This window comes from Variovorax sp. MSC1_012 (genome assembly GCF_023667525.1).
GTDB classification, from domain to species: Bacteria; Pseudomonadota; Gammaproteobacteria; order Burkholderiales; family Burkholderiaceae_C; genus Variovorax; species Variovorax beijingensis_B.
Window position 1 is genome coordinate 9,232 of record NZ_JAMOZJ020000002.1, and the last position, 21,457, is coordinate 30,688.

Below are 21,457 nucleotides of genomic sequence, written 5' to 3' on the forward strand. Positions count from 1 at the left end.
CTCCGTCTGTTGAGGCTGAAATGGCGACCGCGCCAACCGGATGCTGTGCGGACCCGGGATGGCGTATCGCACGTGACGTGCCAACCCGGGTTGGGCGGCAATTCCCCTGATCTGGCGCAAGAGCCGCGTCAGTTCCAGGCGCGAGACTGTGCAAGAGGCGCCTTGCGGTGAACACCTGTCACGAAACGGGACAGTCCGGTGCCGCATACGCGCTCAACCACCTGCAGACACATCGCCTGTTGTCCGGACGGAAGCCGGCAACAGCACATACCGAGGCTCGCAAAGCCCGCATGGAGACAAGATGCATGCTCATTCTCTCGTCGCTCGAACGCGGGACTCGCGCTTGCGCGAAGCGCGCCTCCAGCTGCTGGGTGCCGGCGAGGTCGCGGACGGCCTGATCGACGCTTCGCTGCGCCGCAGCTGGGAGCGCAGCCGCGGCTTCGGCCTGGTCCCGGCGGGCCGCGTTCCCGGTGCACCGCATGCCTCCGCAGCGCAACTGGTGCGGGCACTGGACCGGCAGCGCGAACTGGCGTCTCACGCCCAGCCGATGATGGAGTTCCTGCTCGAGCAGATGCGAGACACCGGCAGCATGGTCATACTTGCCGATGCGCAGGGCACGCTGTTGCGGGCCATGGGCGATGCGAGCTTCGCAAGCCGTGCCCAGCGCGTGGCGCTGCGGCCGGGCGCCAACTGGCACGAACAGTGGCGCGGCACCAATGCCATCGGCACCGCGCTGACCGATGGCGTGCCGGTGGAGGTGCACGGCGGAGAGCATTACCTCGAACGCAACGGCTTCCTGACCTGCACTGCCGCTCCGATCGTCGACCCCGGCGGCCGCGTGCTCGGTGTGCTCGATATTTCGGGGGACCGGCGCAGCTACCACCGCCACACGCTGGGCCTGGTGCGTTTGGCGGCGCGCACGATCGAGCAGAAGCTGTTCGACACGCGCCACGCCGCAAGCCTGCGTCTGCGGCTGCACGCACAGCCCGAGGGCATCGGCAGCGTGACCGAAGGCCTGCTGGCCCTGTCCGACGACGGCTGGCTCATTGGCGCCGACGCGGCAGCGCTGGCGATGCTGGGGCTCTCGCGAGCCGACGTGGGCGCCAGCACCATCGAGCGGGTGCTGCAGCTGGACATTACGATGCTTTGCGACTGGTGCCGCCGTCCCGCTGCCGCGCCGCGGACGGTGCGCCGGCATGACGGAAGCGTGCTCTGGGTCCGGGTGGAGGCGAGCCGCGGCGTGCTGGCCGCAAGCCACGGTGGCAGCATCGCCCGCCCGCATGCAGCGGCGCCGGCCGACGCCCTTGCGCAGCTGGACACGGGAGACCTGGTCATGCAGGCGGCAATCGGTCGCGCGCGACGCGTGGTGGACAAGCCGATCTCGTTACTCCTGCTGGGCGAATCCGGCGTCGGAAAGGAAGTGTTCGCCAAAGCCGTTCACGCGAGCGGAACGCGTCGCGGGGGACCGTTCGTTGCGGTCAATTGCGCTGCGCTGCCCGAGACGCTGATCGAGGCCGAACTCTTCGGCTACCGGCCGGGCGCCTTCACCGGGGCGGGCCGCGACGGCGCACCCGGCCGCATCCGCGAGGCCGACGGCGGCACGCTGCTTCTCGACGAGATCGGCGACATGCCGCTGGCTCTGCAGACGCGGCTGCTTCGCGTTCTGCAAGATCGCCAGGTGATGCAGCTGGGGGGAGGCAAACCGGTCGCCGTGGATTTCAGGCTGGTTTGCGCCACCCACCGCAATCTGCGCGCCGAGATGGAGAAAGGGCGCTTTCGCGAAGACCTGTACTACCGGCTCAACGGCCTGACGCTGCAGTTGCCGCCGTTGCGCGAGCGGCAAGACAAGCTGCAGATGGTGGCCGGAATGCTGCGCGACATCCTCCCCGATCGCGAGCTTCGGATTGCGCCCGACCTGGCATCCGCCATGTCGCGCTACCGCTGGCCGGGCAACCTTCGTCAGCTGAACAACGCGCTGCGCACCGCATGCGCCTTGCTCGACGACAGCGATACGATGGTCGATTGGCTCCATTTGCCAGACGATTTGGTCGACGACCTGCGCGGCGCAGCGACGATGCGCGGCGCAATCGACGACGCCGTCGATCTGCGGGCGCAATCAGGACGAACGGTGAAGCAGGCCGTGCAGGCCAGCGGCGGCAACCTCTCGGAGGCTGCGCGCTGCCTGGGCATCAGTCGCAATACGCTTTATCGCAAGCTGCGCGAGCTCGATCCGCGTCAGCTTTATCGCGTGGGGCCCAGCTCGGAGACATAGCGCTCGATGGCCGGCCGCGCCGGACCGGCCTTCTGGGCCATCACCGAGCCCACGCTGATGAAGCAGAGCGGCTCTTCGTGATCGTCCAGCGCGAACAGGGTGCGCAGTCCGGCCGACTGCAGCGCCTTGCCCGAGGTCAGTGCCGAGCCGTAGCCCAGGGCGGTGGCGGCCAGCAGCATGTTCTGGATGGCGCATCCGGCCGACAGGATGCGCTCGGTGGCCGGAATCTCCTCGTTGCCGGGGCCGGTTCGGGCGACTGCGAGCATCAGCAGCGGTGCGCGAAAAGCCTTCTCGCGCGCCTGGCCCAACTGCTCGGGCGTGGCTGCGGCGTCGCGCTGCAGCAGGGCCTGCGCGAACACTTCGGCGAGCTGCTCGCGTTGCGGCAGCGGAACGACGACGAAGCGCCATGGCACCAGGCCGCCGTGGTCCGGGGCCGAGGCTGCGGCGCCGAGTATCTGCTCGAGCTCGGCGCGACCAGGCCCTGGCGTACCGAGCCGCTTGGGCAGCACGGTGCGTCGCGCATGCAGCAGCGCGGCGAGTTGCCGCGCAGTCATGGGCGGATCGGCCGGCGCGCAAGTCTCCGGGCTCATCCGCAGCTCCCCAGATGTCCGCACTGGGTGCAGTAGTCGCAGCCATCCTTGCGGATCATGGCGTGGGCGCCGCATCCGGGGCACTTGGCACCCGCCATGGGAACAGGGGCGGCAACCGATGGCGTCGGCGCGTCCAGCGCCGCAGACACCTGGCCGCCGCGGCGCGCGATCAACTGCTGAATCGCATAGGCGATGGCACCCACTTCGGAGTCGTGCCACATGGGCACCTGGGTGCCGTCAGCCTTCGCGTGGTGGCCCAGGCGTACCGGCCCCCGGTCCCAGGCGACCTTGCGCATGTCGGCGAGCGCGCGTTCGAGAAAACCGCCGCGCGCGGCCAGCGACAGCAGCCGCATGCTGGCGGTGATCCATTGCTGCGATTCGCCGCTCTGGCCCACAGGCATGAAGAATTCCACGGCCCGCTCGCGGCCGTCGGCCAGCGGCAGGAACGACACCACCAGGTAGAGCGTCTGCCGCCCCTGCTGCGTCCAGTACTCGATCTTTTCGGCGACGGCATCCAGGGCTCCCTTCGGCCGGCTCTCGATCATTGCGCGCATCGGGTCGGCCGCGGCGCTGTCGGCGGCGGGGCGAGCCTCCGGCTGCGTTGCCGGCGTGACCTCCAGCACGGAGCCCAGGATGCTGTTGGGCCGGTAGGTGGCCAGGCCCTTGAGGCGGACGGTCCAGGCCTGCAGGTAGAGGCCCTTGAAGTCCTCGTAGGGATAGTCGGCGGGCACGTTCACCGTCTTCGAGATGGCGGTGTCGACGAAGGGCTGCACCGCTTCCATCATGGCCAGGTGGCCGGCCGCGGGCATCGACTGGGCCGAGACGAAGTACGCCGGCAGCCGTTCGGTGTCGCCGCCCAGGAAGCGGTACAGGCGCCAGGCGTGGTCCTCCACGTCGTACTCGGTGGTGCTGCCGTCGGCCTCGCGCTTCTTGCGCCGGTAGCTCCACGAGAACGCCGGCTCGATACCGTTGGAGGCGTTGTCGGCGAACGCCAGGCTCACGGTGCCCGTGGGCGCGATCGACACCAGGTGGCTGTTGCGGATGCCGTGCATGCGGATCTGTTCCTGCAGCGCCGGGTCCAGGCGGCTGGCGAAGGTGCCGCGCGCCAGGTAGCGCTCCGCGTCGAACAGCGGGAAGGCGCCTTTCTCGCGCGCCAGCGCCACCGAGGCGGCGTAGGCCGCATCCCGCAGGCAGCGCGCGATGCGCACCGCCATGGCCCGGCCTTCGGGCTGGTCGTAGCGCAGGCACAGCATGGCGAGCGTGTCGCCCAGGCCCGTGAAGCCCACGCCGATGCGGCGCTTGGCCATGGCTTCGGCGCGCTGCTGGGGCAGAGGCCAGAAGGTGAGGTCCAGCACGTTGTCGAGCGCGCGCACCTGCAGTGCCACGGCTTCGCCGAAGCGCGCGAAGTCGAAGTGCGCCGCACCGCCGATGCCGAACGGATGGTCCACGAAGCGCGTCAGCACGATCGGCCCGAGGTCGCAGCATCCGTAGGGCGGCAGCGGCTGTTCACCGCAGGGGTTGGTCGCCTCGATGTGCTCGCAGTAGCGCAGGTTGTTGTCGTTGTTGATGGTGTCGGTGAACAGGATGCCGGGCTCGGCGAAGTCGTAGGTCGAGCGCATCACCAGGTCCCACAGATCGCGCGCCGGCAGGGTTCGGTAGACCCAGCTGCCATCGCCGGCCTGGGCCGCGCCGCGCGCGATCAGGTCGGCACCCGGCCTGGCGCTGTGCACCAGCGGCCATTCCTTGTCGTCCGCCAGGGCGCGCATGAACTTGTCGCTCACCGCCACCGACACATTGAAGTTGTTCCAGCGCCCGGGGGTGCGCTTGGCCGTGATGAAGTCCAGCACGTCGGGATGGTCGATGCGCAGCACGCCCATCTGTGCGCCGCGGCGCGCGCCCGCGCTCTCCACCGTGGCGCAGGAGCGGTCGAACACGTCGATGTAGCTGCACGGGCCCGACGCCGTGGATGCGGTGGTGCGCACCTGCGCGCCACGCGGCCGGATGCGCGAGAAGTCGTAGCCGACGCCGCCGCCGCGGCGCATGGTTTCGGCGGCTTCGCGCAGCGCCTCGTAGATGCCTGCGTAGCCACCGGCGTCCTGGCCCTGGATGCAGTCGCCCACCGGCTGCACGAAGCAGTTGATCAGCGTGGCCTCCAGCTCGGTGCCGGCGGCGCTCATGATGCGGCCGGCGCCGATTGCGCCGGCGCGCAGGTTGGCCAGGAAGCGCGCCTCCCATGGCGCGCGTTCTTCCTCGGCTTCGACCGAGGCCAGCGCACGCGCCACGCGCGCGAACAGGGCCTCGACGTCGGCTTCGCCCGGCTTCAGGTATTTTTCATGCAGCACGTCGCGGCTGATGGGCTGCACGGGGAGCGGCTCCATTTTCCTGGCGTCTTCGCGCTTCATGCCGCGGCCTCCCCGGCCAGGCCGTCCGGCCGGATGCCGCCGAGCAGCCATCGCATCAGGTCGCGCACGGAACGGATCTCGCTGCCGAACGGCAGCGGCCCCGCGCCGCGGAAGAACAGGCCGCGGTCGAGGTGGCCCTCCAGCGCGTGCCCCAATGTCTTGTCGATGCAGAACTGGCCCCAGCTCGGGGTGCCGTCGCGCAGGCCGCAGTGCGCCAGGCAGTCGAAGCGCATGGTGCAGCTTTCCTTCTTGTGCGCCTTGTGCTGCAGCCGCGGCTCCAGCCGCAGGTACTTGTCGAGCCACGGTGTGCGCACCGCGCGTGCGGGCAGGCCCGCCGTGCTGACGAACTCGACGATGTCGGCGGGCCGGGCGTCGGCCAGCACCTGCTTGAAGGTCGGATGCGCATCGCATTCGGTGGTCACCGCGAACGCGGTGCCCAGCTGCACCGCCGCGGCGCCGAGGCCCTGCAGGCGCCGGATGTCCTCCAGGCTGCCGATGCCGCCGGCCGCAATCAAAGGGATGCGGCCCTCGATGCCGGCCGTCTTGAAGAACTCGAGCACCTGCGGAATGGCGACGTCGAAGTCGAAGCGCGGATCCTGCAGGTCGGCAACCTTGGCCGCGCCCAGGTGGCCGCCCGCGAGCCGGGGATGCTCGATCACGATGGCGTCGGGCAGGCGCCCCTTCTTCTCCCATTTGCGCACCACCAGCTGCACGCCGCGCGCATCCGAGAGGATAGGGATGAGCGCCACCTCGGGATGGTCGCGCGCGAGCTCGGGCAGGTCCAGCGGCAGGCCCGCGCCCACCACCAATGCGTCGATGCCGCAGGCCATGGCATGGCGCAGGTAGGCCTCGTAGGCGGTCAGCGCCTTCATCACGTTCACGGCCACGAGGCCGCGCCCGCCGGAGAGCTCGCGCGCACGCGCGATCTCGCGGCCCAGTGCCTCGAGGTTGGCGGCATCGATGCGCTGCCCGGCGTCCGGCTCGGCGTTCAGGTGGGCCGTGCGGGCCATCAGGTCGGGATGCAGCCGGCGCAGGTCGACGGCCGAGATCGTGCCCATGCCGCCCAGCCCGGCGACCGTGCCGGCGAGCCCGCCGGCCGACACGCCCACGCCCATGCCGCCCTGTATCACGGGAAGGCGTTCGGCGCCCTTGAGGCGCCAGTTGCGCAGGCCCGCATCGCGCGAAAGCGCTTGCAGAGCGGCTGCTGTTTCGTCAGAGGATCGATCCATCATGTTCCACATAAGGTTGATAGGGGCCGGTACCGGCGTTGGAGGCGAGCGAGGCCGGCACGAAGTCGCCCGCCTGCACATCGAACACATGGACTTCGCCTTCCTCGATCACGTAGTGCCAGCCATGCAGCGTGAGTGCGTTGCGTTCGACGCGGCTGCGCACCATCGGGTAGTCCATCAGGCGCTCGAGTTGCAGCACCACCGCGCGTTGTTCGCTGCGGCGCAGCGCGGCGGGGCTGGGACGCACCGGCAGCAGTGCCTCGTCGGCCAGCCGCAGCCATGACTTGAGCGCGACTGCTTCGTCCGCCACGCCTTCGTAGGCCGCGCGGATCGCGCCGCAGTGGCTGTGGCCGCACACGACGATGCGCTCGACCTTCAGCTCGAGCAGCGCGAATTCGATCGCGGCCACCGTGCCATGCAGCCCGTGCGATCCGTCGCAGGGCGGCACGAATGCGCCGACGTTGCGGATGATGAAGAGCTCGCCGGGGCCCGTGCCGGTCAGCAGGTAGGGCATCAGCCGCGAGTCCGAGCAGCCGATGAAGAGCGTCTTCGGATGCTGGCCTTCGGCGACCAGGTCCTGGAAACGCTGCTGGTGCCGCGGGAAATAGTCGGAGCGGAACCTGCGCAGACGCAAGAGCAGGTCGTCCGGTTCCTGTGCGGTCATTGCACCAGCGGGGAGTCCGCGCCTTCGAGGACCAGGCCGCTCACCTCGGCGCGGCCGGCCAGCAGCTGCATGTACTGGTGCAGGGCCTTGGCGCGCGACTGCTGGGCGAGCTGCACCGCGATGCGCTGGCTCACCTCTTCGAAGGATTGCTGGCGGCCCGCATCGCGCGCGAGCACCTCGACGATGTGGAAGCCGTAGCGGCTGTGGACCAGGCGCGGATGCAGGCCCAGCGCGTCGAGCCGTTCAGTGTTGTGGAACAGCTCGGCCGTGAGCTCGTCAGCGCAATCGTCCGGGCCGATCCAGCCGAGGTCGCCCCCGTCGGCGCCGCTCGGGCAGTTCGACAGGGTCCGCGCGAGTTCGGTGAAGCGGGTGGGCGCGGCCTCCCTGTGGCGCAGTTCGAGCAGGGCCTGCTCGGCGCGCGCGGCCAGCGCCGCAACGTTGATCCCTTCCGTCACGGCAAACAGGATGTGGCGTGCATGCACGCGGCGGCCGATGGCGAAGTGCGCACTTCGCGCCGTGTAGTAGCGGCGGCATTCGTCCTCGCTGGCTGCGGGAACCTCGATCTCGTCGTCGAGCATCTGCTGGATCACCGCCTGTTCGCCGTTGCCGAGTCGGGGTGCCAGGTGCGCATCCGAATGCGGCAGCAGCCGGCGTGCGACGGCCTCCTGCCGCAGCAGTTCGGCCCAGGCCAGCTCGCGCAGGCTGTATTCGTCCGGACGCTCGCCCGGCAGGTGCAGGGCAACGCCGTTGATCGCCGCGCATGCCGACTCGGTCGCAGCTTCGCCCGCTGCCGCCTCGATGGCCACCGGGGCTGAAGCCACCGCTGGTGCCGCGGTTTCGCGGCACTGGCAGGCGCCGCCGCCGCATCCGCCGGCGCTCACGAGGCCACCCCCGTCGACTTGGCCACGGACCCGGCCGGCACCGTCTTCGGCGGCGAATGAGGCGCGACACTCGGGGCGGATGCCGAGGCGGGCTTGCGCGGTGCCAGCGCGCGGCGGCTGCGCACCACCTGGTAGGGCCGGAAGACATAGCCCACCGTGGCGAAGCCGCTCCAGACATGCACCAGCCGCGTGAACGGGAAGATCAGGAAGATCGACATGCCGAGGAACATGTGCGCCTTGAAGACCCAGCTTGCGCCCTCGAGCAGTTCCACCGCACCGCCGCGGAAAGTGACGATGCGCTGAGCCCATTCGGCCAGCAGCACCATCATGCTGCCGTCCAGATGCTGCGCCGACAGCGGAATGGTGGCCAACCCCAGCGCCAGCTGCAGCCACAGCAGGACGAGCAGCACGATGTCGCTGGTCCTGGAGTTGATGCGGATGCGCTCGTCGAAAAGCCGCCGATGCAGCAGGATCGTGACGCCGACGAAGCCGAGGAGGCCGGCAATGCCGCCCGAGATCATCGCCATGAGCTGCTTGCTGCCGGCACCGATGAAGGGCTCGTACAGGAAGTGAGGCGTCAGCATGCCGACGCTGTGGCCGAAGAACAGGAACAGCACGCCGACATGGAACAGGTTGCTTCCCCAGCGCAGCTGGCCGGCACGCAGCAGCTGCGAGGAGTCGCTCTTCCAGGTGTACTGGTCGCGGTCGAACCGGATCAGGCTGCCGATGAAGAAGACGCTCAGGCAGATGTACGGATAGATGCCGAAGATGAAATTGTCGAGGGCGTTCATATGCGGGCTCCACTGGCGGCGGCCGCTGCCGGCTTGCGGACGATGTGGATGGGCTGCGCATCGCCGGGCCGTGCCTGGCCCTTCGTGCTGCAGCCGTCGAAGACGACGGGCTCGGCCCAGCTCTCGTCGATCGGCTGGTCGTCGGCCACCGCCACCGCTTCGGCCTTGTGGCCGGCCAGCTCGATGACGGCCGCCAGCACGCTCGCGTAGGCGCTCTCGCGCTTGCGCAGCGCGCTGAAGATGGACGCAAGGATGTGCGCCATCTCGCCCAGGAACGCGCGCGCCACCGCCGGCGGCTGCGTCGACGCGAACTCGAGCACCACGCACAGGTGGTCGGGCACTTCGTGTGGGCCGAGCAGCAGTCCGCATTTCTCGTAGGTCTGGGCCAGGTCGATCATCGCCGGGCCGCGCTCGCGCGAGTCGCCGTGCACATGCTCGAAGAGGTGCAGCGAGGTGCTGCGGCCGCGGTCGAACAGCTCCACGAACTGCGTCTCGGCTTCGATCGGATCGACCGAGACCAGCGCGCGGGCCAGTGCCCGCAGCTCTTTGCGGCGCGCCGGCGACAGGGCCGCTTCGGCGTCCATCGCATCGGCCAGCTGGGGCATCAGGGCGCGCGCCTGTGCATCGGGATAGCCGAGCAGCAGGGCGAGCGCGCGAAGGGTGTGGCGTTGGGTTTTCATTGTTGCGCTCCCGGCGTCAGACCTTGGCGTGGATCGGAATCGTGCGGCGCTTGGCGGCGCCGAACAGGCTGGCTTCGGAGCTGCCGTCGGAGCAGCCGTTGCCGAACGAGAAGCCGCAGCCGCCCTTCATGTCGAAGGTGTTCTCGGCGTACTCGCGGTGCGTCGAGGGGATCACGAAGCGGTCTTCGTAGTTGGCGATGGCCATCACCTGGTACATCTCTTCCACCTGCGCGGCGCTCAGGCCGACCTGCGCCAGCACGGCGGGGTCGGCGAAGTTGTCGACGTGCTTGCCGCGCTGGTAGGTGCGCATGGCCAGCATGCGTTCGAGCGCACGGATCACCGGTTCGGTGGCGCCCGCGGTCAGCAGGTTGGCCAGGTACTGCACCGGGATGCGCATCTGCGTGACGTCGGGAATCGCGCCCTTGGCGCCCACGTGCCCGGCGTTGGCGGCCGCGGTGATCGGCGACAGCGGCGGCACGTACCAGACCATCGGCAGCGTGCGGTACTCGGGGTGCAGCGGCAGCGCCACCTTCCACTCCATCGCCATCTTGTAGACCGGGCTCTTCCTCGCGCCTTCGAGCCAGGCCTCGGGGATGCCATCGCGCCGGGCCTGCGCGATCACTTCCGGATCGTGCGGGTCGAGGAAGATGCCGAGCTGGGCCTCGTACAGGTCCTTCTCGTCGGGCACGCTGGCCGCTTCCTGGATGCGGTCCGCGTCGTACAGCACCACGCCCAGGTAGCGGATGCGCCCGACGCAGGTTTCGGAGCAGACGGTGGGCTGCCCGGCCTCGATGCGCGGGTAGCAGAAGATGCACTTCTCGGCCTTGCCGCTTTGCCAGTTGTAGTAGATCTTCTTGTAGGGGCAGCCCGAGACGCACATGCGCCAGCCGCGGCATTTGTCCTGGTCGATCAGCACGATGCCGTCTTCCTCGCGCTTGTAGATCGAGCCCGAGGGGCAGGAGGCCACGCACGCCGGATTCAGGCAGTGCTCGCACAGCCGCGGCAGGTACATCATGAAGGTGTTCTCGAACTGGCCGACCATCTCCTTCTGCACCGCGTCGAAGCTGTCGAGGTTGGCGTCCTTGCTGCGCTTGGAGAACTCGCCGCCGAGAATTTCTTCCCAGTTCGGGCCCCATTCGATCTTCTCCATGCGCTTGCCGGTGATCAGGCTGCGCGGGCGCGCCGTCGGCGGCGCCTTCATCGTGGGCGCCGACTGCAGGTGCTCATAGTCGAAGGTGAAGGGCTCGTAGTAGTCGTCGATCTGCGGCAGGTTGGGGTTGGAGAAGATGCGCATGAGCAGGCTCCACTTGCCGCCCTGGCGCGGCTCGATCGAGCCGTCGGGCTTGCGCACCCAGCCTCCCTGCCACTTGCCCTGGTTCTCCCATTCCTTGGGGTAGCCGATGCCGGGCTTGGTCTCGACGTTGTTGAACCAGGCGTACTCGACGCCGGGCCGGCTGGTCCAGACGTTCTTGCAGGTGACCGAGCAGGTGTGGCAGCCGATGCACTTGTCCAGGTTCAGGACCATGCCGATTTGCGCGCGTATTTTCATCGTGGGTACCTCGTTCAGGCCGCGGTCGCGGCGGGCACGGTGGCGACGTCCGCGGGCGTGTCGAGCCAGTCGACCTTGTTCATCTTGCGCACCACCACGAACTCGTCGCGGTTGGTGCCGATGGTTCCGTAGTAGTTGAAGCCGTAGCTCAGCTGCGCGTAGCCGCCGATCATGTGCGTGGGCTTCAGCACGATGCGGGTCACCGAGTTGTGGATGCCGCCGCGCGTGCCGGTGATCTCGGAGCCCGGCGTGTTGATGATCTTCTCCTGCGCGTGGTACATCATCACCATGCCCGGATTGACGCGCTGGCTCACCACCGCGCGCGCCGCAATGGCGCCGTTGATGTTGAACAGCTCGACCCAGTCGTTGTCGACGATGCCGGCGCTCCTGGCGTCGTCTTCCGACAGCCACACCACCGGCCCGCCGCGGTTGAGCGTGAGCATCAGCAGGTTGTCGGTGTAGGTGGAGTGAATGCCCCACTTCTGGTGCGGCGTGATGAAGTTGAGCTGGATCTCCTTGTTGCCGTTGCTGCGGATGTTGTGGATGTCCTTGGTGGTCTTCAGGTCGACCGGGGGGCGGTAGACCGCCAGGCTTTCGCCGAACGCCCGCATCCACGGATGGTCCAGGTAGAACTGCTGGCGGCCGGTCAGGGTGCGCCATGGGATCAGCTCGTGGACGTTGGTGTAGCCCGCGTTGTAGGAGACCTTCTCGCTCTCGATGCCGCTCCAGGTGGGCGAGGAGATGATCTTGCGCGGCTGCGCCTGGATGTCGCGGAAGCGGATCTTCTCGTCCTCGCGGTAGATCGCCAGGTGCGTGTGGTCGCGCCCGGTCTGCTTGCCGAGGGCCTTCCACGCCTTCACGGCCACGTGGCCGTTGGTTTCGGGCGCCAGCTGCAGTACGACCTCGCAGGCATCGATGTCGGTGTCGATGCTCGGCATGCCCTCGGTGGCGCCGGGGTCGGTGACGCGGCCGTTCAGGTTGCCGAGTTCGTCCACCTCGACTTCCGTGTTCCAGCCGATGCCCTTGCCGCCGTTGCCGATCTTCTTGAGCAGCGGGCCCAGGGCGGTGAAGCGCTTGTAGAGGTTGGGATAGTCGCGCTCCACGACCGCGATCTGCGGCGCGGTCTTGCCGGGAATGAGTTCGCACTCGCCGCGCTTCCAGTCGGCCACGCCGAAGGGCTGGGCCAGCTCGGCGGGCGAGTCGTGCATCAGCGGCGTGAGCACCACTTCCTTTTCCACGCCGAGATGGCCCGGGCACAGGGCGCTGAAGGTGCGCGCGAAGCCCTTGTAGATCTCCCAGTCGCTGCGCGCCTGCCAGGCCGGATCGACCGCGGTTGACAGCGGGTGGATGAAGGGGTGCATGTCGCTGGTGTTGAGGTCGTTCTTCTCGTACCAGGTGGCGGTCGGCAGCACGATGTCCGAGTAGAGGCAGGTGGTGCTCATGCGGAAGTCGAGCGTCACCAGCAGGTCGAGCTTGCCTTCGGGCGCCTTGTCGTGCCAGACCACTTCGGTCGGCTTGGCGTCGTCGGGCCCGAGGTCCTTGCCCTGCACGCCGTGCGTGGTGCCCAAGAGGTGCTTGAGGAAGTACTCGTGCCCCTTGCCCGAGGAGCCCAGGATGTTGGAGCGCCACACGAACATGTTGCGCGGCCAGTTCGACGGGTGGTCGGGGTCCTCGCAGCTCATGCGCAGCGTGCCGTCCTTCAGCGCCTTCGCCGTGTACGCGGCGCCGTCGATGCCGGCGGCCTGCGCGTCGCGCGCCACCTGCAGCGGATTGGTCTGCAGCTGCGGCGCCGACGGCAGCCAGCCCATGCGCTCGGCGCGCACGTTGTAGTCGATCATCGTGCCGGCGAACGCGGCCTTGTCGGCCAGCGGAGACAGCACTTCCTCCATGCCGAGCTTCTCGTAGCGCCACTGGTCGGTGTGGGCGTAGAAGAAGCTCGTCGAGTTCATCTGCCGCGGCGGGCGGATCCAGTCGAGCGCGAAGGCCAGCGGGGTCCAGCCGGTCTGCGGGCGCAGCTTTTCCTGGCCCACGTAATGGGCCCAGCCGCCGCCGCTCTGGCCGATGCAGCCGCACATCATCAGGATGTTGATGACGCCGCGGTAGTTCATGTCGCTGTGGTACCAGTGGTTCATGGCCGCGCCGATGATCACCATCGACTTGCCGTGCGTCTTCTCGGCGTTGGCCGCGAACTCGCGCGCCACGGTGATGACCTGGTCGCGCGGCACGCCGGTGATCTTTTCCTGCCATGCCGGCGTGTAGGGCGTGTCGTCGTCGTAGCTGGCAGCGGCCATCTCGCCCGGCAGGCCGCGCGCCACGCCGTAGTTGGCGGCCTGCAGGTCGAACACCGTGGCGACCAGCGCGGCCTGGCCTTCGGCGCCGAGCGCTATACGCTGGACCGGTACCGTGCGTACCAGCACATCGGTCTGCGTGTTGTTCGGAAAGTGCTCGCTCTCGATGCCGCCGAAGTAGGGAAACCCGATGCGAGCCGTCTGCACCGCGGCGCCTGGCTGGTCGAGCAGCGACAGCGTGAGCTTCACGTCGCCGCCGCGCTCCGCTTCCTTGGCCTCGAGGTTCCATTGCCCGGCATCGGCCCGGCCATCCGCGCCCCAGCGAAAGCCGATGGCGCCCTGCGGCACCACCACGCGGCCGTCCTCGGCCAGCGCGACGGTCTTCCATTCGGGGTTGTTCGGCTGTCCGAGCCGGTCGTCGAAGTCCGAGGCCCGCACGTAGCGGTCGGGCACCATGACCTCTTCGCCCGAGGGCAGGGTGTGCGCCTTGAGCATCACCAGCATCGGCAGGTCGGTGTAGCGGCGCGCGTAGTCGTCGAAGTACGCGGTGCGCTTGTCGAAGTAGAACTCCTTGAGGACCACATGGCCCATGGCCATGGCGACCGCGGCATCGGTGCCCTGCTTGGGATGCATCCACAGGTCCGACAGCTTGGCGACTTCGGAGTAGTCGGGCGTGATGGCGACCGTCTTGGCGCCCTTGTAGCGGACCTCGGTGAAAAAGTGCGCGTCCGGCGTGCGCGTCTGCGGCACGTTGGAACCCCAGGCAATGATGTAGCTGGAGTTGTACCAGTCGGCCGATTCCGGCACGTCGGTCTGCTCGCCCCACACCTGCGGGCTGGCCGGCGGCAGGTCGCAGTACCAGTCGTAGAAGCTCATGCACACGCCGCCGATCAGGCTCAGGTAGCGGCTGCCCGCGGCGTAGCTCACCATCGACATGGCGGGAATCGGCGAGAAGCCGATGATGCGGTCCGGTCCGTAGCGGCGGATGGTGTGGATGTTGCTGGCGGCGATGATCTCGTTGACCTCGTCCCAGCCCGAGCGGGCGAAGCCGCCGAGGCCGCGCACGCTCTGGTAGCTGCGGCGCGTGGCCTCGTCCTGCACGATGGAGGCCCAGGCCTCGACGGGCGCGAGTGTCTTGCGCGCTTCGCGCCACGCCTTGAGCAGCGTGCCGCGGATCATCGGGTACTTGACGCGGTTGGCGCTGTACAGGTACCAGCTGTAGCTGGCGCCGCGGGCGCAGCCGCGCGGCTCGTGGTTGGGCATGTCCCAGCGGGTGCGCGGATAGTCGGTCTGCTGGGTTTCCCACGTGACGATGCCGCCCTTGACGTAGATCTTCCACGAGCAGGAGCCCGTGCAGTTCACGCCGTGCGTGCTGCGCACGATCTTGTCGTGCGCCCAGCGCGTGCGGTAGGCGTCCTCCCAGGTGCGGTCTTCGCCGGTGACCTGGCCATGGCCCTCGGCGAAGGATTCGCGCGGCTGGGCGAAGTAGGTCAGGCGGTCGAGAAAGTGGCTCATCGTTTGTCTTTCGTATGGGTTCGATTGGCTGGCTCAGGGGTTCTTCACATAGGCGCCGCGGCGCAGGTAGAACCACCAGTTGAGAACGAGGCACAGCGCGTAGAACACGGCAAAGCCGTACATCGCGTACTGCGGCGTGCCGGCCTTGATCTGGGCGCCGATGACCACGGGCGCGATGAATGCGCCGTAGGCGGCGATGGCGGAGGTCCAGCCCAGCACCGGGCCGGCCCTGGCGCGGTCGAAGATCACGCCGATGGTGCGGAAGGTGGAGCCGTTGCCGATGCCGCTGGCCGCGAACAGCAGCACGAACAGCAGCATGAAGGGCAGGAAATACTGCTCCGGCTGGGGCGAGCTGTAGGCCAGCAGCATCACGTAGCCCACGGCGGCCGAGGCCACCACCATCACCGCGGAGATCACCTGCGTGACGATCGAGCCGCCCACCTTGTCCGAGATCCAGCCGCCCACCGGGCGGATCAGCGCGCCCACGAAGGGGCCGATCCACGCGTAGGTGAAGGCCGAAGGCGCGTTCGGGTTCTTCAGCGTGTGCTGCAGCACGCCGGCCGCGTCGGGCACGTGGCTGATGCCGAAGATCACCGCGATCGACAGCGGCAGCGCCATCGAGAAGCCGATGAAGGAACCGAAGGTCACGATGTACAGCGCCGTCATCGACCAGGTGTGCTTGTCGCGGAAGATCTCGAACTGCTTGGCGATGTTCTCCTTCATCGTGCCGAACGCCGCGAGCTTCATGGTGAACAGCGTGACCACGATGATCAGCGGCATGGCCACCCACATGTTGAGCAGGCCCAGGCCCGTGGGCGCCGGCAGGTACAGGTACAGGCCCGCGATCGCCGGGGCGAACGACAGCGTGTACAGCCAGGTGATCTTCAGGAAGGCCTGGATCACGCCGCCGGTATCGGGGGAGACGGTGCGCAGGTTGTTCATGCCGAACCAGCACAGGATCGACAGCGGCACCAGCGACAGCACCCAGGCGAAGCCCGCGTTCTGGATCCAGGTGGGCGTGCCGGCGGTGATCTTGCCCATGATCCAGCCGCTGTCCTTGAGCAGCGTCATCGGCTCGCCGCCGATGCTGCCCAGCAGGCCCACGGTCATCACCAGCGGGATGACGATCTGCATGGTGGTGACGCCGAAGTTGCCGATGCCCGCGTTCAGGCCCAGCGCGGTGCCTTGCAGGCGCTTGGGAAAGAAGGTGCTGATGTTGGACATCGAGCTGGCGAAGTTGCCGCCGCCCACGCCCGACCACAGCGCCATGAGCTGGAACACCCACAGCGGCCACTCCTTGTGCTGCAGCGCGATGCCGGTGCCGATGGCCGGCGCCAGCAGCATCGCCGTGGTCAGGAAGATGGTGTTGCGCCCGCCCGCCAGGCGGATCAGGAACGCCGCTGGAATGCGCATGGTGGCGCCGGCCAGGCCCGCGATGGCGGTGAGCGTGAACAGCTCGGCCTGGGTGAACGGAAAGCCCAGGTTGTTCATCTGCACGGTGATGATTCCCCACATGCCCCACACCGCGAAGGCGCACAGCAGGGCGGGTACCGACAGCCACAGGTTGCGCCATGCGACGTGCCGGCCGGTGCTTTCCCAGAACTGCTCGTCCTCGGGGCGCCAGTCGGCGATGTCGGCGCTGCCGCCGGTTGTTCCCGGGGGAACGGCGATGGTGCGGGTGCTCATGATTCGGGTTCCAGGTTGAGGTTCGAGGGCCGTGCGCGCTTGCCACCCATGACCTGGGTGGCGCGCACTTCGGTCCAGTACATCCAGATGAGGGAGACCCACACGACGCCGTACATCAGCATGAAGGCGCTCGACCGGATGCCGGTGAGGTCCATCAGCGCGCCGAACATCACGGGCAGCACGAAGCCGCCCAGGCCACCGGCAAGCCCCACGACGCCGCTGATGGCGCCGATGTTCTTGGGGTAGTCGTCGCTGATGTACTTGAAGACGCTGGCCTTGCCGAAAGCCATCGCAATGCCGAGCACGAACATCAGCGCGGTGAAGCTGTAGACGTTCAGGCCGATGTGGAAGGTGCGCGGGCCGTTCACCGTGAGGAGCGTGAGATCGGTCTGCGGATAGCTCAGCAGGAACAGGCAGATCCAGCACACCCACATCACCCACCAGGTGACGCTGTGCGCGCCGAACCTGTCGGACAGCCAGCCGCCGGCGGCGCGCAGCACGCCGCCCGGCAGCGAGAAGCAGGCGGCCAGCAGCGCGGCGACGCGGATGTCCAGGCCGTATTCGCCGACGTAGTACTGCACCATCCACAGCGAGATGGCGACATAGCCGCCGAACACGATGCTGTAGTACTGGCAGTAGCGCAGCACCCGCGGGTCCTTCAGCGTCCTGAGCTGGTCGGCAAAGCCGGCGCTCCTGCCCGCCAGGTGCGCGGGGTCGCTGGCGCTCAGCATCCAGAACAGCACCGTGGCGCCGAGCATGATCGCCGCGTAGACCTGCGGCACCACGGCCCAGCCGAAGGCCACCACGATGGCCGGCGCCACGAACTTGTTGACGGCCGCGCCCGAGTTGCCGGCGCCGTAGATGCCCATCGCAAAGCCTTGCCGGCTGCGTGGAAACCAGCGCGCCACATACGGCGTGCCGACCGAGAACGAGCCTCCCGCGAGTCCGACGAACATGCCCAGCACGATGAAGTGCCAGTACTGCGTGGCGTAGGACATCAGCCAGATGGCGGGCACGGTGGCGGCCATGAGCAGCGTCATGACGATGCGGCCGCCGAAGCGGTCGGTCCAGATGCCCAGCGGCACGCGCACCAGCGAGCCCGTGAGAACCGGCATGGCCGTGAGCAGGCCGAACTCGGTCGCGTTGAGGTTGAGCGCCTTGCGGATCGGGATGCCGATCACGCCGAACATCATCCAGACCATGAAGCAGACGGTGAATGCCAGCGTGCTCACTGCCAGCACGCGCCAGGCTTTCGCGGGTACGGCTCGAGTGGCAGATGGCGATGAGAGTTCTTGTTTCGGTGCGGTTGCGCTCTGCGGCACGATGGGGCTCCTGTAGGGCTACCGAAGCTTAGAAGCGGGATTGTTCGAGGGCTTGATCCACATCAAGCGGAAGCGCATGCACAAGGACACACTGGACCATGGCTCAAGACCCGCCAGCCCGGCCCCTGCGGCCACACCCCGTGCTGGACGACGCGCAAGGCTTCGCGACGGCCGTGCTGCTGGTCGGCCTGGGGCTGGCCATGCTCCGCAGCGCCGGCCTGTTGACGGGCGGTCTCCCCGGCCTGGCCTTCGTGCTGAACTATGCGTCGGGCTGGTCTCTGGGGTGGACCCTGCTCGTCGTGAACCTGCCCTTCATCGCATTCGGCGGGCATGCTTTCGGCCTGCGGTTTGCATGGAAGACGATCCTCGTCGTTGCCGGTCTGTCGCTGAGCGTCGAGGTGATAGGACGGGTGCTCAGCGTGCACTCGGCACACCCGCTGTTCGCGGCGATCGCCGGCGGCCTGCTGATCGGCGTCGGTCTGCTCATCCTGTTTCGCCATGGTGCCAGCCTCGGCGGATTCGGCGTGCTGGCGCTGTTCCTGCAGCGGCGCTACGGCTGGAGCACGGGCACCGTGCAGATGGCGTGCGATGCCGTGATCGTGGCATCGGCGCTCGCGCTCGTGGAGCCGAGCCGTGTCGGCTACTCGATCGTTTCGGCGGTGATGGTGAACCTGGTTCTGATGTGGAACCACCGGCCAGGTGCGCCATCGTTGTTGAGCGAGATCAAGGACCCCGCCGCCGGCCCCCGCTAGCCTGGCGGCCGGGCGCTATCTACAGAGGAGATTGCATGGCTGTGCTGGACCGATCCGATGCAATGCCGCTGGGCCTGCCGTTGATGGAGCGGGCCCGCGAGCAATTCGCCAGGCGCCTGGCGCGGGTAGACGAGGCCGGCAACGCTGCGTTGCCGGCGGCCTGGCGCGACCTGCTCGGCTATGCCGCCGAGCTCTTCGCATGCGAGGACATCTGGATGCGCGCGTCCGGTTTCTCTGCGCGCAAGGATCACGAGGGCCAGCACCGCGTGGTGCTGGAGGTGATGCGCGCAGGCGCGGTGCATGCCGCCGAGGGGCGGCTTGCGCAGCTGCGGGAGATGGCGCGCCAGTTGCGGGACTGGCATGAAGCGCATGGCCGGACGATGGACGCGTCGCTGGCGCGTCATCTGCGCAGGCCGCGCGCTTCGCGCGCCAGCGCTAGACCGCCGCGCCCGGCAATCGCAGCCCGCCCCGGCCCGTGAGCCGCGCGGTGATCGCCGCCTTCAGCGGCGGCAGATGCTGCGCGCCGCGAAGCAGCAGCTGCCGCACGAGGCGCTGCGGTGTGCCGGTGCTGGCATAGAGTCTCGCGACCGCATTCGTGCCGTGGTAGACCGGCGCCGAGTCCCGGCGGTGCGCGCGCTCGTAGCCCGCCAGCACCGCGGCGTCGCCGATGTCCCGCTGGGCCGCGCGGGCTTCGCAGAGCGCATGGACGAGCGAGGCAATGCTCTGCAGGCCGAGGTTGTAGCCGTGCGCCGTGACCGGGTGCATGCCAACGGCGGCATCGCCGACCAGCGCGCTGCGCTGGCCCACGAAGCGCCGGGCATAGGCGGCAACCAGGGGGTAGGGGAAGCGCTTTCCGATCAGCTGCATCCGGCCCAGGCGGCTGCGGAACTGGCGCTCGACGAGCATTGCGAATTCGCTTTCGGACAATTGCAGCAGCTGCTCGGCGGCCGCGGCGTCGGCGGTCACCACGACCGACGAGACATTCCCCACGGCGGGCAGCACCGCGAGCGTGCGCTCGTAGCCGAAGCACTCGTAGGCCACGTCGTGATGCGGCAGCTCGTGCTGCATCCGGCACACGATCATGACGCGGCCGAAATCGTGCATGTCGGCGGCAATGCCGAGCTGCTTGCGCGACCAGGAGAAGCGGCTGTCGGCGGCGACGAACAGGCGGCCCTGCAGCTGCTGCGGCGTGCCCGGGGAGGTCTCGACAGTCAGCTGCACCTGGCCGGGCCCGGCGGCGACGCGAAGCACCTGCGCACGATCGAGCAGCTGCAGCCCGGGGCGTTCCATGGCGGCTGCAAAGCTGGCGCGGCGCAGCGCATAGTTCGGCACGATCCAGCCCAGGACCTCGGTGCCGCGGCCGCGCGGCGAGAAACTCAGCGCGCAGTCCTGCCGGTCGCCGTCGATGACGCGTGCTTCGCGGATGCATCCGATCTCCTCGGGCAGGAGGCGCTGCCACAGGCCCAGGGCGCGCAAGGTGGCCACGCTGGCGTGGGTCAGCGCGATGTCCCGTCCGTCCTCGGCCGGGGCGGCCAGCGCTTCGCGCGGCTGCGCGTCCAGCACGGTGGCGGTGAAGCCGGCATCGGCCAGAGCAATGCCCAGGGCCAGCCCGGCGGGTCCTGCACCGACGATGAGTGCGTCACGATCTTGCATGAGTTTCCTGTGGAGGTGAGAAAGCGGTGAGGGCTCAGCGATGCGGCGGGTACACCGGCAGCGCGGCACCGGCGAAGGCCTCGAGCACCGAGCCGACGTTGCCACGGTCCTGCAGCGCGCCGACGATGGTGCGGAACAGCGGCTTGTAGGCTTCGTCGGCTTCGTGGCCCGCGAGGGGATCCCGATTCATGAGGAAGGCGGCGTCGAGTTCGGCCCATTCGCCGGCGTCGAGCACCGACTCGGCGAGCGGCAGGATCTGCGTTTCCTCGACGCGCATGTGGGCCAGGTAGAAGTCGGCGTAGTGCCGCATCAGCTGTTCGAACTTGTCGCGCCGCATCTCGCACTGGACGGTCCCGCTCATCGTGCGGAATCCCAGCAGCGCGTGTTCGAGTTCGCGGATAGCGCACTCGCCGTGCGCGTGGTCGCGGTCGAGCTGGTCGAGCACCGCGTCGGTTTGGGCGCTGCGTCCGCGCAGCTTCGGAAAGAGCAGCCGACTCTCCTTGGGATGGTGCAGCTTCTCCGGGAATTCGTCGACGTAGAACAGCATGGCTTGCAGCGCGTCGAAGTCGGGCAGGGTGCCATGGCGCCGGTGCTCGTGCAGGAGCAGCTTGATCGAGCGCAGCATGGCCGAGAGGGCGCGGTGCTCATGGCGGATGATGTTCAGGCTGTCGTAGGTCATGGTGCACTCCCGCAACTGGGTTCGCTCTCGTCAGGCTGTCAGCAGGGCGCCGCTGCCGTCGAGCACGTGCACCTCGACCGGAATGGCGGCGCGCACGCTTTGCGTGACGACGCAGAAGTCCTCGAACTGGGCCAGCGCCCGATCGAGCTGCCTGAGCGTGGATGCCGTCACGCCCAGGTGGATGGCGACCTGGATGCCCGCCACGCGCAGGCGGCCCTGGGGATTGCGCGCCAGCGTGGCGTCGGCCTGCGTTCGCATGGGGACCGCATCGTTCCTGAATTTCCGCAGCGAGAACTGCAGGCTCGACGACAGGCAGTTGGCCACCGCCGCCACCAGCAGCTGCTCCGAATCAGGGCCGGCGCCGGTTCCGAGCGGCGGCTTCACGTCGGTCAGGAGCGCGGCGCTGCCGGGCGGCCCGAAATCGACGGCGAACCGGTACGCTTCGCGCCAGGCGAGCGTGAGGGCGGTCGATTCGTCCATCATCGACGGCGCAGCGTGCACTGC

17 protein-coding genes are annotated in these 21,457 nt (G+C 68.5%); 3 read left to right on the forward strand and 14 right to left on the reverse strand.

The window, feature by feature from the left end; genetic code table 11:
- The first annotated feature begins 301 nt into the window (after positions 1 to 301).
- Complete coding sequence (locus L1081_RS25520) at positions 302 to 2,272, forward strand: sigma 54-interacting transcriptional regulator (RefSeq protein WP_489417435.1); 1,971 nt, start codon at positions 302 to 304, stop codon at positions 2,270 to 2,272.
- Here L1081_RS25520 and L1081_RS25525 read toward each other — a convergent pair.
- Genes L1081_RS25525 through L1081_RS25575 form a run of 11 tightly spaced genes read right to left on the reverse strand, consistent with a single transcriptional unit; the run spans position 2,242 to position 17,788 of the window.
- Positions 2,242 to 2,862, reverse strand: coding sequence for a nitroreductase family protein (locus tag L1081_RS25525; protein ID WP_489417436.1), 621 nt, complete (start codon positions 2,860 to 2,862; stop codon positions 2,242 to 2,244). The two genes, L1081_RS25520 and L1081_RS25525, sit on opposite strands and share 31 nt — an antisense overlap.
- The gene (locus L1081_RS25530) at positions 2,859 to 5,264 is read right to left on the reverse strand and encodes an adenosylcobalamin-dependent ribonucleoside-diphosphate reductase (RefSeq protein WP_489417437.1); all 2,406 of its coding nucleotides are present in this window, start codon (positions 5,262 to 5,264) and stop codon (positions 2,859 to 2,861) included. The genes L1081_RS25525 and L1081_RS25530 overlap by 4 nt, the downstream gene beginning before the upstream one ends.
- Positions 5,261 to 6,493 (reverse strand): nitronate monooxygenase, encoded by a 1,233-nt coding sequence (locus L1081_RS25535; protein WP_489417438.1) that lies wholly within the window; start codon positions 6,491 to 6,493, stop codon positions 5,261 to 5,263. The genes L1081_RS25530 and L1081_RS25535 overlap by 4 nt, the downstream gene beginning before the upstream one ends.
- Positions 6,477 to 7,157, reverse strand: coding sequence for a carbonic anhydrase (locus L1081_RS25540; RefSeq protein ID WP_489417439.1), 681 nt, complete (start codon positions 7,155 to 7,157; stop codon positions 6,477 to 6,479). Before L1081_RS25540 ends, L1081_RS25535 begins: the two co-directional genes overlap by 17 nt.
- Positions 7,154 to 8,038, reverse strand: coding sequence for a peptidylprolyl isomerase (locus L1081_RS25545; RefSeq protein WP_489417440.1), 885 nt, complete (start codon positions 8,036 to 8,038; stop codon positions 7,154 to 7,156). The genes L1081_RS25540 and L1081_RS25545 overlap by 4 nt, the downstream gene beginning before the upstream one ends.
- A complete protein-coding gene (gene narI, locus L1081_RS25550; RefSeq protein ID WP_489417441.1) occupies positions 8,035 to 8,829 on the reverse strand; it encodes a respiratory nitrate reductase subunit gamma in 795 nt (264 codons plus the stop codon). The genes L1081_RS25545 and narI overlap by 4 nt, the downstream gene beginning before the upstream one ends.
- Positions 8,826 to 9,509: a nitrate reductase molybdenum cofactor assembly chaperone gene (gene narJ / locus L1081_RS25555; protein WP_489417442.1), complete on the reverse strand. Its 684-nt coding sequence runs from the start codon at positions 9,507 to 9,509 to the stop codon at positions 8,826 to 8,828. Before narJ ends, narI begins: the two co-directional genes overlap by 4 nt.
- A 16-nt stretch (positions 9,510 to 9,525) precedes the next feature.
- Positions 9,526 to 11,058: a nitrate reductase subunit beta gene (gene narH / locus L1081_RS25560; RefSeq protein ID WP_489417443.1), complete on the reverse strand. Its 1,533-nt coding sequence runs from the start codon at positions 11,056 to 11,058 to the stop codon at positions 9,526 to 9,528.
- A gap of 14 nt (positions 11,059 to 11,072) precedes the next feature.
- The gene (locus L1081_RS25565) at positions 11,073 to 14,861 is read right to left on the reverse strand and encodes a nitrate reductase subunit alpha (protein ID WP_489417444.1); all 3,789 of its coding nucleotides are present in this window, start codon (positions 14,859 to 14,861) and stop codon (positions 11,073 to 11,075) included.
- 33 nt (positions 14,862 to 14,894) lie between these two features.
- Entirely contained in the window at positions 14,895 to 16,547 is a 1,653-nt protein-coding gene (locus L1081_RS25570; RefSeq protein ID WP_489417445.1) for an MFS transporter, read from the reverse strand.
- Positions 16,544 to 17,788 carry an MFS transporter gene (locus L1081_RS25575; RefSeq protein WP_489417446.1) on the reverse strand — a complete coding sequence of 415 codons (1,245 nt, stop codon included), beginning with the start codon at positions 17,786 to 17,788 and terminating at the stop codon, positions 16,544 to 16,546. The genes L1081_RS25570 and L1081_RS25575 overlap by 4 nt, the downstream gene beginning before the upstream one ends.
- Before the next feature lie 221 nt (positions 17,789 to 18,009).
- On the opposite strand from L1081_RS25575, the gene L1081_RS25580 reads away from it, so the two are divergent.
- Both L1081_RS25580 and L1081_RS25585 read left to right on the forward strand, forming a co-directional pair.
- On the forward strand, positions 18,010 to 18,621 hold the full coding sequence (locus L1081_RS25580) for a YitT family protein (RefSeq protein ID WP_489417447.1): 612 nt from the start codon (positions 18,010 to 18,012) through the stop codon (positions 18,619 to 18,621).
- Positions 18,622 to 18,656: 35 nt separating this feature from the next.
- Positions 18,657 to 19,100 (forward strand): bacteriohemerythrin, encoded by a 444-nt coding sequence (locus L1081_RS25585; protein WP_489417448.1) that lies wholly within the window; start codon positions 18,657 to 18,659, stop codon positions 19,098 to 19,100.
- Here L1081_RS25585 and ubiM read toward each other — a convergent pair.
- The 3 genes from ubiM to L1081_RS25600 are packed head-to-tail and all read right to left on the reverse strand — an operon-like array spanning position 19,057 to position 21,454.
- The gene (gene ubiM, locus L1081_RS25590; protein ID WP_489417449.1) at positions 19,057 to 20,274 is read right to left on the reverse strand and encodes a 5-demethoxyubiquinol-8 5-hydroxylase UbiM; all 1,218 of its coding nucleotides are present in this window, start codon (positions 20,272 to 20,274) and stop codon (positions 19,057 to 19,059) included. The genes L1081_RS25585 and ubiM overlap by 44 nt on opposite strands.
- A gap of 34 nt (positions 20,275 to 20,308) precedes the next feature.
- On the reverse strand, positions 20,309 to 20,953 hold the full coding sequence (locus L1081_RS25595) for a hemerythrin domain-containing protein (RefSeq protein WP_489417450.1): 645 nt from the start codon (positions 20,951 to 20,953) through the stop codon (positions 20,309 to 20,311).
- Between the two features lie 30 nt (positions 20,954 to 20,983).
- A complete protein-coding gene (locus L1081_RS25600; RefSeq protein ID WP_489417451.1) occupies positions 20,984 to 21,454 on the reverse strand; it encodes an OsmC family protein in 471 nt (156 codons plus the stop codon).
- Positions 21,455 to 21,457: the final 3 nt, after the last annotated feature.

Coding starts and splice junctions, on each gene's coding strand:
- L1081_RS25520 (WP_489417435.1), top strand. CDS start 302: ATGCATGCTCATTCTCTCGTCGCTCGAACGCGGGACTCGCGCTTGCGC.
- L1081_RS25525 (WP_489417436.1), bottom strand. CDS start 2,862: ATGAGCCCGGAGACTTGCGCGCCGGCCGATCCGCCCATGACTGCGCGG.
- L1081_RS25530 (WP_489417437.1), bottom strand. CDS start 5,264: ATGAAGCGCGAAGACGCCAGGAAAATGGAGCCGCTCCCCGTGCAGCCC.
- L1081_RS25535 (WP_489417438.1), bottom strand. CDS start 6,493: ATGGATCGATCCTCTGACGAAACAGCAGCCGCTCTGCAAGCGCTTTCG.
- L1081_RS25540 (WP_489417439.1), bottom strand. CDS start 7,157: ATGACCGCACAGGAACCGGACGACCTGCTCTTGCGTCTGCGCAGGTTC.
- narI (WP_489417441.1), bottom strand. CDS start 8,829: ATGAACGCCCTCGACAATTTCATCTTCGGCATCTATCCGTACATCTGC.
- narJ (WP_489417442.1), bottom strand. CDS start 9,509: ATGAAAACCCAACGCCACACCCTTCGCGCGCTCGCCCTGCTGCTCGGC.
- narH (WP_489417443.1), bottom strand. CDS start 11,058: ATGAAAATACGCGCGCAAATCGGCATGGTCCTGAACCTGGACAAGTGC.
- L1081_RS25565 (WP_489417444.1), bottom strand. CDS start 14,861: ATGAGCCACTTTCTCGACCGCCTGACCTACTTCGCCCAGCCGCGCGAA.
- L1081_RS25570 (WP_489417445.1), bottom strand. CDS start 16,547: ATGAGCACCCGCACCATCGCCGTTCCCCCGGGAACAACCGGCGGCAGC.
- L1081_RS25585 (WP_489417448.1), top strand. CDS start 18,657: ATGGCTGTGCTGGACCGATCCGATGCAATGCCGCTGGGCCTGCCGTTG.
- ubiM (WP_489417449.1), bottom strand. CDS start 20,274: ATGCAAGATCGTGACGCACTCATCGTCGGTGCAGGACCCGCCGGGCTG.
- L1081_RS25595 (WP_489417450.1), bottom strand. CDS start 20,953: ATGACCTACGACAGCCTGAACATCATCCGCCATGAGCACCGCGCCCTC.